The sequence below is a fragment of the Anoxybacillus sp. genome (assembly GCF_036834105.1).
GTDB lineage: Bacteria > Bacillota > Bacilli > Bacillales > Anoxybacillaceae > Anoxybacillus.
This window is the reverse complement of the sequence record NZ_DAITON010000046.1, coordinates 1-15,738: the sequence shown is the minus strand read 5'-3', so window position 1 is coordinate 15,738 and position 15,738 is coordinate 1. Positions and strand designations below refer to the sequence as shown.

The following is a 15,738-nucleotide window of genomic DNA, read 5'->3' as shown; positions in this document are numbered from 1 at the left end:
GCTTGCTGTTACGCAAGAAGAAATTGAAGAAGCATATTGGCTAGTCGACGAACACATCGTGCATATTATTCGCGAAGCGGCGGGAAATATCCGGGAATATCATGAGCGCCAACGGGGGACATCATGGTTTATGACACGTGAAGACGGAACGATTCTCGGACAAAAAGTGACACCGCTTGATGCGGTCGGTTTATATGTTCCCGGCGGCACAGCCGCTTATCCGTCATCGGTGTTGATGAATGTCATCCCGGCACAAGTAGCTGGAGTGAAACGTATTGTCATCGTTTCTCCGCCGAACGAGCGCGGAACGTTGCCAGCTGCCGTGCTCGTAGCAGCATGTGAACTCGGTGTGCAAGAAATATATAAAGTCGGTGGAGCGCAAGCGATCGCTGCTTTAGCATACGGTACAGAAACGATTGAGCCAGTCGATAAAATATTTGGTCCCGGCAACATTTACGTTGCGCTTGCCAAAAGGGAAGTGTTCGGTCAAGTCGACATTGATATGATCGCAGGTCCAAGCGAAATTGTTGTGCTCGCCGATGAAACAGCGAAGCCAAACGAAATTGCCGCTGATTTGTTATCGCAGGCAGAACATGATGAGCGAGCGGTCAGCATATTTGTGACACCGTCTTTATCGCTTGCTTTAAAAGTAGAGGAAGAAGTCGACAAACAACTTGCTACTCTTCCTAGAAAAACGATCGCACAAAAAGCGATTGATGAATATGGCGTCATTTATGTAACGGATACGATGAAACAAGCCATTGATGTCGTGAACGAATTAGCGCCAGAACATTTAGAAATTATGACGGCGGAACCGTTTGAAATGTTAAGCGCCATCCGACATGCCGGTGCGATTTTTCTAGGACCGTACAGTTCCGAACCGGTTGGAGATTATTTTGCAGGCACAAATCACGTGTTGCCGACAAATGGAACTGCCCGTTTTTCATCAGGATTAACGGTTGAGGCGTTTATGAAAAAATCAAGCATTGTCTTTTATAGCGAACAGGCATGGCGGCAACATGCTGAAAAAATCGCTGCATTTGCGCGACTGGAAGGGCTAGAGGCACATGCAAGAGCAGTAGAGGAACGGTTAAAAAGGGGTGAAAAATGATGCGGACAGCGACAGTGAAACGAGTGACAAACGAAACGCAAATTGAGCTTACGTTTGCGGTTGATGGGGAAGGAAAAGCAGAGCTAGAAACAGGTGTTCCGTTTTTAACGCATATGCTTGACTTATTTACAAAGCATGGACATTTTAATTTGTCTGTTCGTGCGAAAGGAGATACCCACATTGACGATCATCATACGACAGAAGACATCGGCATTTGTTTAGGACAAGCGATTCGTGAAGCGCTCGGTGATAAAAAAGGGATCAAACGATATGGAAACGCCTTTGTCCCGATGGATGATGCGTTAGCGCAAGTCGTCATTGATGTGAGCAATCGCCCTCATCTGGAGTTTCATGGTGAATTTCCAAGTCAAAAAGTCGGGACGTTTGATGTAGAGTTAGTGCACGAATTTTTATGGAAGCTTGCATTAGAAGCGCGAATGAATGTGCATGTTATCGTTCATTACGGGCGTAATACGCATCATATGATTGAAGCGGTGTTTAAAGCGCTCGGTCGCGCGCTCGATGAGGCAACGATGATCGATCCACGCGTGAAATCTGTACCGTCAACGAAAGGAATGTTATAAATGATCGGCATCATTGATTACGGCATGGGAAATTTGTATAGCGTCAGTAAAGCGTTAGAGCGGCTCAATGTACCATATATTGTTGAACATGAGCAACAAGCGTTGCGTCAAGCTGATGGTTTCATTTTGCCGGGGGTCGGTTCGTTTAAAGATGCGATGCACATTTTAACAGAAACGGGGCTTGACTTATTTATTCGTGAACAAGTGGCAGAAGGAAAACCGCTTCTCGGCATTTGCCTAGGGATGCAACTATTGTTTGAAGAAAGCGAAGAAAACGGTTTGACGTCTGGTTTACAATTGCTTCCCGGTCGTGTCGTTCGTTTTAGCGGTGTGACGAAAGAGGGAGAACGATATAAAGTACCACATATGGGATGGAATGAGCTCGTTTTTCATCAACCATCTCCGCTTTTTGATGATGTTGAGCGAGGGCACGTATATTTTGTCCATTCCTATTACGTGCAAACGAGCGATCCAACAGTTGTACTAGCTAGCGCACAATATGATGTAACTGTTCCTGCGATTGTTGGACGGGGCAACATATTCGGCATGCAATTTCATCCGGAAAAAAGCGGCGAACTCGGCATGCGTCTATTGCAAAACTATGCGAGAATCGTAGAAAGGAAGAAAAGCTAATGTTTACTATTTATCCGGCTATCGATATGCGCGGTGGGAAGTGCGTTCGCCTTATACAAGGAGATTACAATCGAGAAACGGTATACGGTCATTCCCCAGTTGAAATGGCTCGTTCGTTCGTTTCACAAGGTGCGACATGGATTCATATGGTCGATTTAGATGGGGCGAAGGAAGGTAGACGAGTGAATGATACATTCGTCGTTGAAGTAGCAAAGACGCTTGGGGTGAGCGTTCAAGTTGGTGGAGGAATTCGCACAGAAGAAGATGTGGCGTACTACTTAGAAAATGGAGTGGCGCGCGTCATTTTAGGGAGTGCCGCCATCTCGAATCCTTCGTTTGTGAAAGCGATGCTTCGTACGTACGGTGAACAAATTGTCATCGGGATTGATGCGAAAAACGGATTTGTGGCAACGGAAGGATGGACGCATACGTCAACAATCGAAGCTGTTGAACTCGGAAAACAACTTGCAGAAGCAGGGGCAGAGACGTTTATTTTTACTGATATTGCTACGGACGGAATGTTGTCGGGGCCGAATGTTGAGGCGGTCGTTCGGCTCGCTCAAGCAACGAACAAGCGTGTCATCGCTTCTGGCGGGATACGGTCGCTCGATGATTTACGCGCTTTAAAACGATGGGAACGAGAAGGGGTCGCGGGTGCAATTGTTGGCAAGGCGCTATATACAGAGCAGTTTACAGTTGCTGGGGCGTTAAAGGCGGTGGAGGAATGATTACGAAGCGCATTATTCCTTGTTTAGATGTAAAAGACGGCCGTGTAGTTAAAGGGGTGCAATTTGTTTCATTGCGCGATGCAGGTGATCCGGTAGAGCTTGCGCGCGCATACGATGAACAAGGAGCGGACGAGCTTGTATTTTTAGACATTTCCGCCTCGCATGAAGGACGAAAAACGATGGTCGATGTCGTCAAACGTGTGGCGGCACAACTTGCCATCCCTTTTACAGTAGGAGGCGGTATTCAAACGGTGGAGGATATGAAAGCGATTTTACGCTCGGGAGCAGACAAAGTATCGATTAATACATCTGCAGTCCTCCGCCCAAACCTTATTAACGAAGGGGCACAATTTTTTGGCACGCAATGTATCGTTGTGGCAATCGATGCTAAATACGACCCGGAGCTTCGGTCTTGGCGTGTGTATACGCATGGTGGACGGCGTCCAACAGAGTGGGAAGTTGTTTCATGGGCGAAAGAAGTTGTGAGGCACGGCGCGGGAGAAATTTTGTTGACAAGTATGGATCGCGATGGGGGGAAAGACGGATTTGACCTAGAGCTTACTAAACGAGTAAGCGAGGCGGTATCGGTTCCTGTCATTGCATCTGGAGGAGCAGGATGCGCCCAACATTTTGTCGATGTGTTTCAACTCGCCAAAGCGGACGCCGCATTAGCAGCTTCGATTTTTCATTATCAAGAAACGTCCGTTCAACAAGTAAAACAGTACGTACGTGAACAGGGGGTAAATGTGCGATGAACATCGAACACATTCGTTTTAATGAGCAAGGGCTTGTACCGGCGATCGTACAAGATGCACATAGTAAAGAAGTATTAACGTTAGCGTATATGAACGAACAATCGCTGCAAAAAACGTTAGAAACGAAGGAAACATGGTTTTATAGCCGTTCGCGCGATATGTTATGGCATAAAGGGGAAACGTCTGGAAACGTACAAGCAGTTGTTGATATTCGCTACGACTGTGATGCTGATGCGCTCCTTATTCTCGTTGAACCGAAGGGACCAGCGTGTCATACAGGTGAGTATTCTTGTTTTCACCGCCGCTTGAGTGGTGAAAAGCCCTCGGTCAAACGTGATCGTTTTGCGATTTTAAATGTGCTAGAGTCGGTTATTGCGGAACGGGAAGCGAAACGTCCTGAAGGATCGTATACGACATATTTATTTGACAAAGGAATCGACAAAATCGCTAAAAAGGTTGGGGAAGAAGCGGCTGAAGTCATTATCGCAGCTAAAAACCGTTCAAAAGAAGAACTGCGATGGGAAGCGGCAGATTTATTGTATCATTTGCTCGTTTTGTTGCGCGAGCAGCGCGTGTCGCTCGATGATGTTCTTTCCGTATTAGCCGAGCGCCATCGTTAATGCTTTTTTTCCCATCCATGTTGTTCTGAAGCGAAAATGTGGTATACTGTCTTTCGGTGAATGAAATCAACATGGAGGGTTCGATGGAAAAACATTTGCAAAAACGTGTCGGAAAAGTCATTCCGTTTATTCAAGACGGTACGTACTTTTTTAATAAAGGTTTAACATACTATCGCCGACGTGATTTGCATAAAGCGAAAGCGTATTTGCAACGTGCGGTGCAACTTGAACCAGAGCAGAGCGCGTTCGCGTGTCAATTGGCGATTGTATTGTCAGAATTGGGGGAATATGCGCAATCGAACGAATGGTTATTGCGTGTGATTGAGCGTGACGATCAGTTGACGGAGTGTTTTTATTTTTTAGCCAACAACTATGCTCATTTAGGATTGTTCGGCGAGGCGATGAAATATGCTGAGCGCTATATGGAACGTGAGCCCGATGGGGAATTTGCGGAGTATACGCTCGATTTATTAGACATTTTAACAATTGAGCAAGAAGATGAAGAGTGGCTCAATTATGATGATATGTTAATGAAGCAGGAACAAGCGCGCACATTGCTTGAAAAAGGGGAGTTTCAAGAAGCGATCGCCCTGTTTGAAGAAATGATTGAGCAACATCCAGAAAATTGGGCTGCGTACAACAATTTAGCGCTTGCCTATTTTTATCAAGGGAATATCGGAAAAGCGAGACAAACGATTGAATATATTTTAAAACAAAATCCAGGCAATTTGCATGCGCTTTGTAACGATGCGGTGTTTTCTTATTATTTACAAGAGCATGGACGGCTTTTCTCGCTCACTCAGTTGCTGCAAAATGTTCATCCTATTTCATTTGAGCATCGATATAAGCTCGGTGTTACGTTCGCGATTGTTGGGCGCTATGACTTAGCTTTTCAATGGTTGCGTCAGCTGCAACGTCGCGGCTTCGAGGGGGATGCCCCGTTTTATTATTGGTATGCGTATGCAGCGTATCATATGGGGTATCGTTCGTTAGCAGAGACGATGTGGAAAAAGTTAGTTTCGCTTCATCCTGATAAACAAGGGAGTGAACCGTGGCGCTATCGTGAGCAGACGATTGAACATATTCAAGCGTTGTTCGAAAAACAAGACGTAGCTTCTTCGTTGTATGCGCTATATTTAATCAGCAAATCATTTATGAAAAACGATTGCCCATTTCCAAAACAATCGTGGTCTCATCCGCTTTTACAGCAGTGGAGCGATTATGTATACGATGGACGGCAAACGTCATCATGTGTGGTAGATGCGCATCGTATTGTAACGTTGCTCATTCAACATAACGGATTTGAATATGAGCCGTTATATATTGCTTGGTTTTCTTTTTTTGTTCAAGCGGTCAATGAGATCGATTCATTTTCGAACCATGCAGCATGGGCCGCGGCTTTCGAATACATGTTTCGCAAACGTCATGGGCAGCGCGTCACACAGCGCATGCTTGCCGAACGGTACGGCGTGTCCACTGCAACGGTTGGAAAGTATGTGAAAATGATGAAACAACAGTTTCACGAATGAGCAAGTTAATAGACGCCCTTTCTTCAGTTGTATTACGATAGACATATGGAAAAGATAAAATGAAGATTTGTTCATGCAGAAAGGGTGGAGAAGACGTGTCACAAGAAAAAGTGTATGACGTAATTATTATCGGTGCTGGGCCCGCAGGAATGACGGCGGCGGTATATACATCGCGTGCGAACTTGTCAACGCTCATGTTAGAGCGTGGCGTTCCCGGTGGTCAAATGGCCAATACAGAAGAGGTGGAAAATTATCCGGGATATGATCATATTCTTGGACCGGAATTGGCGTCAAAAATGTTCGAGCATGCGAAAAAGTTTGGTGCTGAATACGCATATGGCGATGTAAAAGAAGTCATTGACGGCGAACAATATAAAACGGTTGTGACGAGCAACCAACAATATAAAGCTCGTTCGATCATCATTGCGACGGGGGCAGAGTACAAAAAACTTGGCGTGCCTGGCGAAAAAGAATTAGGGGGACGTGGCGTTTCATACTGTGCCGTATGTGACGGAGCCTTTTTTAAAGGAAAAGAGCTTGTCGTCGTTGGCGGTGGAGATTCGGCTGTTGAAGAAGGTGTATATTTGACGCGCTTTGCGAGTAAAGTGACGATTGTCCACCGTCGTGATCAGCTGCGCGCACAAAAAATTTTACAGCAGCGCGCGTTTGCGAATGAAAAAATTGATTTCATTTGGAATCATACGGTGAAACAAATTCACGAAAAAGACGGTCGCGTGGGCAGCGTAACGCTCGTTCATACGCAAACAGGAGAAGAGCGCGAGTTTCCGTGTGACGGCGTGTTTATTTACATCGGTATGGTGCCTTTAACAAAACCGTTTGCTTCGTTAGGCATTACAAACGAGAACGGCTATATTGAAACGAATGAACGGATGGAAACGAAAGTGCCTGGCATTTTTGCAGCAGGGGACGTTCGTGAAAAGTCGCTCCGTCAAATTGTTACAGCAACAGGTGACGGAAGCATTGCAGCGCAAAGCGCGCAACATTACGTGGAAGAGTTAAAGGAAAAGCTTAACATTCAGTAATGAAAACGTAATGTTGCTTTAATTGAACTGTAACACACTTGAAACAATAAAAGAGTATGATAAAAGTAAGTAATTGACCCCCTTTTTATATATACTCGTTGGCACGGGCTCTCGTCCCGTGCTTTCTTTTTGTGATGGACGTGAAAACGTTTCAAAATTTATACTTTGTGACCGTTTGTAAGAAATAGTATAATGAAAAAAACATGTTTATTATCATTATTGAGGTGAACGGACGTTGCAACGGGTAACGAACTGTGTATTAGTAAAAGATGGACGAATCCTCTTGTTAAAAAAACCGCGGCGTGGCTGGTGGGTCGCACCGGGGGGGAAAATGGAGCAAGGAGAATCTATACGGGAAGCGTGTATTCGTGAATACCGTGAGGAAACAGGGCTTTATATTAAAAACCCACAATTAAAAGGGGTATTCACGTTTGTAATGAAACGAGGGGAAGAAGTCGTCTCGGAATGGATGATGTTTACGTTTTTTGCGGAACATTTTGAAGGGGAAAACGTATTACAATGTGAAGAAGGAGAACTCGCTTGGCATCCAATTGAACATATATCGACTTTGCCGATGGCGCCGGGCGATTACCATATTATTGACTATGTCGTGAAAGGAACGGGCATTATGTACGGCACATTCACTTATACAGAAGAATTTGAGTTGTTGTCTTACCGGCTTGATCCGAGTTAAAGAAAGGGGAGAGGGCGATGAGCACAGGCTCAGCACATATTCAAATGGTTATTATTACAGGGATGTCGGGGGCGGGGAAGACGGTCGCGATCCAAAGCTTTGAGGATTTAGGTTATTTTTGTGTCGATAACTTACCGCCGACATTGTTGCCAAAGTTTCTCGAATTAATTCGGGAATCGGGCAATAAAATGACTAAAATTGCCCTTGTTATGGATTTGCGCAGCCGCGACTTTTTCGACCGTCTTTTTGCCGCGCTTGACGATTTGGCAGAAACGTCATGGGTAACGCCGCAAATTTTGTTTTTAGATGCAAGCGATGCCACGCTCGTGAGTCGCTATAAAGAAACGCGTCGTTCCCATCCGCTTGCACCGAACGGATTGCCGCTTGAAGGCATTCAGCTAGAGCGCCAGTTGCTTGAAGAATTAAAAGGGCGTGCCCAAATGATTATCGATACGTCTAGCTTAAAGCCGCGCGAATTGCGTGAAAAAATCGTGCAAACATTTGCGACACCGGCGACGACAACATTTTCTGTCAATGTCGTCTCGTTCGGATTTAAATACGGTTTGCCGATTGATGCAGATCTCGTTTTTGATGTCCGCTTCTTACCAAATCCACATTACATTGAACATATGCGTCCGAAAACAGGATTAGATGAAGAAGTATCATCTTACGTATTAAAGTGGACGGAAACGCAAAAATTTATTGAAAAAGTAACAGATTTGCTTTCGTTTATGCTTCCCCACTATAAAAGGGAAGGAAAAAGCCAAGTTGTCATTGCGATCGGATGCACGGGCGGGCAACACCGTTCGGTTACGTTAGCTGAGTATATTGCACGCCACTTTGCGCATGAATATACGACGCACGTGTCTCATCGAGATATTGCAAAAAGAAAGGATACGCACCGATGAAAAAAATAGTTGTCATTGGTGGGGGAACGGGGCTTCCTGTTTTGCTCCGCGGGCTGAAACAATATAATGTTGATTTAACCGCCATCGTAACTGTCGCAGATGATGGTGGGAGCTCAGGAAGATTGCGTGATGAACTTGATATGCCCCCGCCTGGGGATATTCGAAACGTGCTTGCTGCCCTTTCGGATGTGGAGCCGCTCATTATTGAATTGTTTCAACATCGGTTTGAAAACGGAAATGGATTATCAGGGCACTCGCTCGGGAATTTAATTTTAGCGGCGATGACGTCAATTACTGGCGATTTTGTGCATGCGGTTCGCGAAATGGGGAAAGTGTTGAATGTACGTGGAAAAGTGCTTCCAGCAGCCAACGAAAGCGTTGTGTTGCATGCGGAAATGGAAGATGGAACAATTGTTTCAGGTGAGTCAAAAATTCCTTATTCGGGAAAGAAAATTAAGCGCGTCTTTTTAACTCCAGAAAGCATTGAACCGCTCGAAGAAACGATTACAGAATTACAAACAGCCGATTTAATTGTCATCGGACCTGGGAGCTTGTATACAAGCATTTTACCGAACTTACTCGTTCCTAAAATTGGCGAAGAGGTATGCCGATCAAAAGCGAAAAAAGTATATATATGCAACGTCATGACTCAAGCAGGAGAAACGTTAAACTATACGGCGAGCGATCATGTGAAAGCGCTGTATGATCATATGGCATGTGCCTTTTTAGATGCCGTCATTGTAAACGACGCGCCGATTTTACCTGAAACGAAAGAGCGCTATGCGAAGGAACTCGCCGCCCCGGTTGTTTGCGATATGGCTGAATTAGAGGCGCTCGGCTTGCAAGTCATTTGTGATGCGATCATTGATGAGCGAGATGGGACGGTGCGTCACGATACGAAAAAAGTAGCGGCGTTGCTCGTTTCGCTTCTTGCACCTCCTTCGCACGACACACATTGATAGGAGGTGGAATGGTTGTCGTTTGCATCAGAAACGAAAAAGGAGTTAACGAATATAGAAGTAAAGACGTGTTGTTTAAAAGCAGAATTATCCGCTTTAATTCGAATGAATGGCTCTATTTCCTTTTCCAATCGGCGTTTACTATTAAATATTCAAACGGAAAACGCAGCAATTGCTCGGCGAATTTATACGTTATTGAAAAAAGGGTATGACGTAGCTGTCGAATTACTCGTACGTAAAAAAATGCGCTTAAAGAAAAACAATGTATATATTGTGCGCGTCGTTGAAGGGACGAATGAACTACTATCTGATTTAAAAATTATGGAAGAAGGGTTTTCGTTCGTTCATTCCATTTCACAAGAGCTTGTGCAAAAAAAATGTTGCAAGCGCTCGTACTTGCGCGGTGCCTTTTTAGCTGGAGGGTCTGTCAATAACCCGGAAACGTCTTCGTATCATTTAGAAATTTTTTCGCTGTATCGCGAACATAACGAATCGCTTTGTGAACTGATGAACACGACGTTCCATTTACATGCACGTACGTTAGAAAGAAAAAAAGGATTTATTACGTATTTAAAAGAAGCGGAAAAAATTGCGGAGTTTTTAAGCATTATCGGGGCACATCAAGCGTTGTTGCGCTTTGAAGATGTGCGCATCGTGCGCGATATGCGCAATTCGGTCAATCGGCTCGTTAATTGCGAAACAGCTAATTTAAATAAAACCATTGGAGCAGCGTTGCGCCAAGTCGAAAACATTCGGTATATCGACGAGACGATTGGGCTCGATCAACTGCCAGAAAAACTTCGTGAAATTGCGAAATTGCGCATTGAGTATCAAGATGTAACATTGAAAGAACTCGGTGAAATGGTTTCCGGAGGGAAAATTAGCAAGTCAGGAATTAACCATCGTCTGCGAAAACTAGACGAAATTGCTGAACGACTCCGTGCGGGCCAGCCGATTGATTTTCATAAATCTTTGTAACTATGGGAGGAATGTGTGATATGGTACAAAAACAAGTAGAAGTACGGTTAAAAACAGGATTGCAAGCGCGTCCAGCAGCGTTGTTTGTTCAAGAAGCGAACCGTTTTTCAGCCGATGTTTATATTGAGAAGGACGGCAAAAAAGTGAATGCGAAAAGCATTATGGGATTAATGAGCTTAGCGATCCATACAGGGGCAGTCATCACGATTTATGCTGACGGTCCAGATGAGCAGGAAGCGCTAAACAAGCTCGTGAAATACGTTGAACAAGAATAAAAACAAGGCGGTCGCCACCGCCTTGTTTTTATTTTTCATCTACGCGTGTTAATACGCGGTCGATTAAACCGTATTCTTTCGCCTTTTCTGCCGTCATAAAGTTGTCGCGATCTGTATCACGTTCAATGACTTCAATCGGTTGTCCTGTGTTTTCGGACAAGATGCGATTTAACTTGTCACGCAAGAATAAAATACGCTTTGCAGCAATTTCAATTTCTGTCGCTTGACCTTGTACGCCACCAAGCGGCTGATGAATCATAATTTCGCTATTTGGTAACGCAAACCGTTTTCCTTTGGCGCCCGCTGCAAGTAAAAATGCGCCCATAGAAGCAGCCATACCGATACAAATCGTTGATACGTCTGGTTTAATAAATTGCATCGTGTCGTAAATTGCCATGCCGGCTGTAATGGATCCACCCGGACTGTTAATGTAAAGAGAAATATCTTTTTCAGGATCTTCTGCTGCTAAAAATAAAAGCTGAGAAACGATTGAGTTTGCGACGTGGTCATCAATCGCGCTTCCTAAAATGATGATGCGGTCTTTTAATAAGCGAGAGTAAATGTCATATGCGCGTTCTCCGCGACTCGTTTGTTCAATGACTGTAGGAATTAAGTTCATACTTTTCCTCCTCCGATAAATCGTTTTTATGTACTTTTATCATACAAAAAAGGTCAATAAAGGTCAAATAAAACACCTTCTGCTTATATGTATTCGCCTTTTTTCTTCTACATCCCTTCTTTCATCGTTTCCTCTTCCTAAAATTTTAAACGTCATTTCTCTTGCAATTTTTTTATGTGTTCACTATAATGGTAAGTGCATTTATTATTGTGCCCTCGTAGTGTAGTGGATAGCACGAGAGATTCCGGTTCTCTTAGCGTGGGTTCGAATCCTGCCGAGGGCGTTAGCGACACCCTGCTTGCTATGCGAGCAGGGGTTTTTTGTTTGTATAAAAAATAAAGTCCGGTGAGCCGCACCGGACGAACATGTGAATTTTGCGAGGCTTGCTCGCTCGTTCTATAAGCATGATAACATGCCTTCGATGCATATGCATAGTAGAAAAAACATCCAATATGTTTTTATCGTCTCTCCCTTGCAGAGATGATAAAATGAGGATGAAGGGAGATGGCATGGATGGAGATGCAATTAACGCAAAAGCAAGAACTGAAAATTGCGCTGACGAAAGAGCTTGTGCAGGCGATTGAACTTTTACAATATTCAACGTTAGAGCTTCAATCGCTTTTACATGAACAGGCGCTTGAAAATCCATTTATTGAGCTAAAGGAACGAAAGCGAAATGAGCGTACAGACAGCATGCGCTACATTGAAAATGTAAGCGTTTTTAATCGTTCACTCGCTTCCCATTTGCATGCCCAACTCGTCGGCATGCGGTTATGTAACGAGCAAAAAAAAGCGCTTGATTATTTAATTGCGTCGCTCGATGAATCGGGTTATTTGCATACAACGGTTGCAGAAGCGGCTCGCCATCTTCAATTGGAAGAAACGATTGTGTGTGAAGCACTTCATCTTTTACGTTCACTCGAACCTGCTGGAGTAGGGGCAGAAAATTTACCGCATTGTTTATACTTGCAACTCACCCGCTTGCCACAAAGAGATGAATTAGCAGAAACGATCGTTATGCAGCATTTCGAACCGTTTGTCAATAAGAAATGGAAAGAAATAAAAACGATACTTCGTGTCGAGTTAGCAGACTTGCAACGTGTGTGGGAACTCATTCGCACTTTGCATCCGCGTCCGGGAAGTTTATACAATGATGGACAATTAACGTACATCGTACCCGATGTGATCGTTTCGTATGATCATGGTGTATGGAAAGTAACAATAAACGAAGAGATGATTCCTACAGTCGTGTGGAATGGAGCGTATGAACGAAAAGTGCATACCGATGATCCATCTGTCCAAACATATATTGAAGAAAAGCGGCAACAATTTCAATGGATACAACGTTGTTTAGCCCAACGGTCAACAACGATTGAACAAATTGCATGGCAATTACTTGACAAGCAGCGTGATTATTTCGAAAAGGGTCCTCTTTATATAAAGCCGTTAACGATGCGCGATATTGCGAAAGAGCTACACATTCACGAGTCTACTGTGAGCCGCGCAGTAAAACATAAATATATGCAAACTCCTCATGGGTTGATTGACATGCGTCGCTTTTTTACAAGCGGTGTTGATGAGCAGGTAGCGCAAGAGAAGGTGAAACATTTCATTGCAGAGTTAATTAAAAATGAAAATGGACAAAAACCGCTTTCTGATCAAAAAATTGCTGATTTACTCGAGGAGCGCTACAATATTTGCGTGGCAAGACGGACAGTTGCTAAATATCGCGAGCAACTTCATATTCCACCGGCTTCAAAACGAAAGCAATATGCATAAAGGAGATGAAGCATGAAAGTCGTTGTCTATTCGAAAGAAAACTGCTGCCTTTGTGATGAAGCAAAAGCTATTCTTCATGAGCTGCAAGTTAAATTTGAAGAAATCGATATTTACAAAGACGAACGATGGCTCGAACGGTATCATCTTATGATTCCTGTCATCGAAATCGACGGGGAAATCATCGCATACGGCCGCATTCACAAAGATGTCATAAGAAAGCGATTACAACAACAACGAAGCAGTTGAACAACGTTTCACTTCCTGTTACAATGGAATTGTAGCAGGGGTGAATTTTTTTACACCTATTGGGACACAATATGTCATAGTGGGACTTTAAACGTCCAGATAGAGAAAAAAGTGAGCAAAAAGGAAGAGTAAGGCATGCGCCAATGGATTGATGTTCAACGAAAATTGTTGCCTGATCTTCTCGCTATTATGCAAAAACGATATGAAATTTTGCAGCATATTCGGTTAATGCAACCGATCGGGCGCCGAACGCTCGCATTAAATCTTGGAATTAGCGAACGTGTTTTGCGCTCGGAAGTGCAGTTTTTAAAGGAGCAAAATTTGCTTGATATTACAGCTGCAGGCATGAGTATTACGTCCGATGGACATGATGTGCTCATGCAATTGGAAGATATGATGCGAGAAGTGTTAGGGCTAAAAGAGTTGGAAAGAAAAATAAAACAACGGCTTCCTGTTGCAGATGTCATTGTCGTTGCAGGTGACAGCGATCAATCGCCTTGGGTGAAAAGAGAGATGGGAAGAGCTTGTGTCTCGCGCATAAAACATTCACTCACAGGGAATGCCATTGTTGCAGTCACTGGTGGAACAACCCTTGCTGCAGTTGCTGAAATGATGACACCAGATATGAAATATCGGGATGTGCTATTCGTTCCAGCGCGCGGCGGGCTTGGGGAAGATGTGACGAACCAAGCGAATACGATTTGTGCGCGCATGGCTGAAAAAGCGATGGGTCACTATCGTTTATTGCACGTACCTGATCAATTAAGTGCTGAAACGTATCACTCGATCATTGAAGAACCCGCCATTAAAGAAGTGCTCGACTTAATCAAATCATCGACGATCGTCATTCATGGTATTGGCGATGCGAAAACGATGGCGGAACGGAGAAAAACACCGCCGGAGGACATGAAAAAAATTGAGCAAAACGAAGCGGTGGCGGAGGCGTTTGGCTATTACTTTAATCAACATGGAGAAGTTGTTCATAAAGTGAACACAGTTGGCATTCAACTTGAAGATGTGCGCCACGTCCCTTGCGTCATTGCGGTCGCGGGTGGGGCTTCGAAAGCGAAAGCCATTCGGGCGTATATAAAGCAGGCAAATCAGTGCATCTTAATTACAGACGAAGGTGCAGCAAAACAGTTAGTACGGGATGATTCATCCCTCTAAAATACATTCCTACAATTTCAAAGGAGGAAAAAAACATGGCAGTAAAAATTGGTATTAACGGTTTTGGTCGTATCGGCCGTAACGTATTTCGCGCAGCATTAAAAAATCCTGAAATTGAAGTCGTTGCAGTAAATGACTTAACAGATGCAAAAACGTTAGCACATCTTTTAAAATATGACTCTGTTCACGGCACTTTAGATGCAGAAGTAACAGTAAACGGAAATAACATCGTTGTAAACGGAAAGGAAATTATTGTAAAAGCAGAGCGCGACCCAGCAAACTTAGGATGGGGTGAACTTGGCGTTGACATCGTTGTTGAGTCAACAGGACGCTTCACAAAGCGCGAAGACGCAGCGAAACATTTAGAAGCAGGTGCGAAAAAAGTAATTATCTCCGCGCCAGCAACAAATGAAGACATTACGATCGTTATGGGTGTAAACCAAGATAAATATGACCCAGCAAACCATCATGTCATTTCAAACGCATCTTGTACAACAAACTGCTTAGCGCCATTTGCGAAAGTATTACATGAGAAATTCGGCATTATCCGCGGTATGATGACAACAGTACACGCATATACGAACGACCAACAAATTCTTGACTTACCGCATAAAGACTTGCGTCGTGCGCGTGCAGCAGCGGAATCGATCATTCCAACATCAACTGGTGCTGCAAAAGCGGTAGCGCTCGTTCTTCCTGAATTAAAAGGTAAGTTAAACGGTATGGCAATGCGCGTACCAACACCTAACGTATCTGTCGTTGACCTCGTTGCTGAACTTGAAAAAGAAGTGACAGTCGAAGAAGTGAACGCAGCGTTAAAAGCAGCGGCAGAAGGCGAGTTAAAAGGAATTTTAGCTTACAGCGAAGAACCGCTTGTTTCTCGTGACTACAACGGCTCAACAGCTTCTTCAACAATCGATGCGCTTTCAACAATGGTGATGGAAGGTCGTATGGTGAAAGTTCTTTCTTGGTACGACAACGAAACTGGATACTCTCACCGCGTTGTTGATCTTGCTGCATACATTGCGTCAAAAGGTTTATAATTTTTTGGATTGTTTGCCCAAAACGGTTTATAATAAATAGTTGGAAATACCGAGAAGGGGAGCGGGG

18 protein-coding genes and 1 tRNA gene are annotated in these 15,738 nt (G+C 44.1%); 18 read left to right on the top strand and 1 reads right to left on the bottom strand.

What is annotated here, in order from left to right:
* From hisD to V7Z64_RS06450, 13 genes are all read left to right on the top strand, one after another.
* Positions 1-1,111: histidinol dehydrogenase (gene hisD, locus V7Z64_RS06510; protein ID WP_334109797.1), on the top strand; the 1,111-nt coding region annotated here is incomplete at its 5' end.
* Positions 1,108-1,695, top strand: a complete 588-nt coding sequence (hisB, locus tag V7Z64_RS06505; protein WP_297990048.1) for an imidazoleglycerol-phosphate dehydratase HisB — start codon at positions 1,108-1,110, stop codon at positions 1,693-1,695. The genes hisD and hisB, both read left to right, overlap by 4 nt.
* A complete protein-coding gene (hisH, locus tag V7Z64_RS06500; RefSeq protein WP_297990050.1) occupies positions 1,696-2,328 on the top strand; it encodes an imidazole glycerol phosphate synthase subunit HisH in 633 nt (210 codons plus the stop codon).
* A complete protein-coding gene (gene hisA / locus V7Z64_RS06495; RefSeq protein ID WP_297990052.1) occupies positions 2,328-3,056 on the top strand; it encodes a 1-(5-phosphoribosyl)-5-[(5-phosphoribosylamino)methylideneamino]imidazole-4-carboxamide isomerase in 729 nt (242 codons plus the stop codon). Before hisH ends, hisA begins: the two co-directional genes overlap by 1 nt.
* Positions 3,053-3,811, top strand: coding sequence for an imidazole glycerol phosphate synthase subunit HisF (gene hisF, locus V7Z64_RS06490; RefSeq protein ID WP_297990054.1), 759 nt, complete (start codon positions 3,053-3,055; stop codon positions 3,809-3,811). The genes hisA and hisF overlap by 4 nt, the downstream gene beginning before the upstream one ends.
* The gene (hisIE, locus tag V7Z64_RS06485; protein WP_297990056.1) at positions 3,808-4,431 is read left to right on the top strand and encodes a bifunctional phosphoribosyl-AMP cyclohydrolase/phosphoribosyl-ATP diphosphatase HisIE; all 624 of its coding nucleotides are present in this window, start codon (positions 3,808-3,810) and stop codon (positions 4,429-4,431) included. The genes hisF and hisIE overlap by 4 nt, the downstream gene beginning before the upstream one ends.
* Positions 4,432-4,514: 83 nt before the next feature.
* A complete protein-coding gene (locus tag V7Z64_RS06480; protein WP_297990058.1) occupies positions 4,515-5,960 on the top strand; it encodes a tetratricopeptide repeat protein in 1,446 nt (481 codons plus the stop codon).
* Between the two features lie 95 nt (positions 5,961-6,055).
* On the top strand, positions 6,056-7,003 hold the full coding sequence (trxB, locus tag V7Z64_RS06475) for a thioredoxin-disulfide reductase (RefSeq protein ID WP_297990060.1): 948 nt from the start codon (positions 6,056-6,058) through the stop codon (positions 7,001-7,003).
* 235 nt (positions 7,004-7,238) lie between these two features.
* Complete coding sequence (locus V7Z64_RS06470; protein ID WP_003397305.1) at positions 7,239-7,697, top strand: 8-oxo-dGTP diphosphatase; 459 nt, start codon at positions 7,239-7,241, stop codon at positions 7,695-7,697.
* A 17-nt stretch (positions 7,698-7,714) separates the two neighbouring features.
* On the top strand, positions 7,715-8,605 hold the full coding sequence (gene rapZ / locus V7Z64_RS06465; RefSeq protein WP_297990062.1) for an RNase adapter RapZ: 891 nt from the start codon (positions 7,715-7,717) through the stop codon (positions 8,603-8,605).
* Complete coding sequence (locus V7Z64_RS06460; protein WP_297990064.1) at positions 8,602-9,564, top strand: gluconeogenesis factor YvcK family protein; 963 nt, start codon at positions 8,602-8,604, stop codon at positions 9,562-9,564. Before rapZ ends, V7Z64_RS06460 begins: the two co-directional genes overlap by 4 nt.
* A gap of 15 nt (positions 9,565-9,579) precedes the next feature.
* Positions 9,580-10,542 (top strand): DNA-binding protein WhiA, encoded by a 963-nt coding sequence (whiA, locus tag V7Z64_RS06455; protein ID WP_003397302.1) that lies wholly within the window; start codon positions 9,580-9,582, stop codon positions 10,540-10,542.
* 20 nt (positions 10,543-10,562) lie between these two features.
* Positions 10,563-10,817, top strand: coding sequence for an HPr family phosphocarrier protein (locus tag V7Z64_RS06450; RefSeq protein WP_297990067.1), 255 nt, complete (start codon positions 10,563-10,565; stop codon positions 10,815-10,817).
* 28 nt (positions 10,818-10,845) lie between these two features.
* Here the strand turns inward: V7Z64_RS06450 and clpP are convergent, their stop codons facing one another.
* The gene (gene clpP / locus V7Z64_RS06445) at positions 10,846-11,436 is read right to left on the bottom strand and encodes an ATP-dependent Clp endopeptidase proteolytic subunit ClpP (protein ID WP_003397299.1); all 591 of its coding nucleotides are present in this window, start codon (positions 11,434-11,436) and stop codon (positions 10,846-10,848) included.
* A 211-nt stretch (positions 11,437-11,647) separates the two neighbouring features.
* Here clpP and V7Z64_RS06440 point away from each other — a divergent pair.
* From V7Z64_RS06440 to gap, 5 genes are all read left to right on the top strand, one after another.
* Positions 11,648-11,719, top strand: a tRNA-Arg gene (locus V7Z64_RS06440).
* 230 nt (positions 11,720-11,949) lie between these two features.
* Positions 11,950-13,215, top strand: a complete 1,266-nt coding sequence (gene rpoN, locus V7Z64_RS06435; RefSeq protein WP_297990078.1) for an RNA polymerase factor sigma-54 — start codon at positions 11,950-11,952, stop codon at positions 13,213-13,215.
* Positions 13,216-13,227: 12 nt separating this feature from the next.
* On the top strand, positions 13,228-13,461 hold the full coding sequence (locus tag V7Z64_RS06430; protein ID WP_297990070.1) for a glutaredoxin family protein: 234 nt from the start codon (positions 13,228-13,230) through the stop codon (positions 13,459-13,461).
* Between the two features lie 135 nt (positions 13,462-13,596).
* Complete coding sequence (locus tag V7Z64_RS06425; protein WP_297990072.1) at positions 13,597-14,628, top strand: sugar-binding transcriptional regulator; 1,032 nt, start codon at positions 13,597-13,599, stop codon at positions 14,626-14,628.
* A 35-nt stretch (positions 14,629-14,663) separates the two neighbouring features.
* Positions 14,664-15,671 carry a type I glyceraldehyde-3-phosphate dehydrogenase gene (gap, locus tag V7Z64_RS06420; protein ID WP_032101170.1) on the top strand — a complete coding sequence of 336 codons (1,008 nt, stop codon included), beginning with the start codon at positions 14,664-14,666 and terminating at the stop codon, positions 15,669-15,671.
* Positions 15,672-15,738 lie beyond the last annotated feature (67 nt).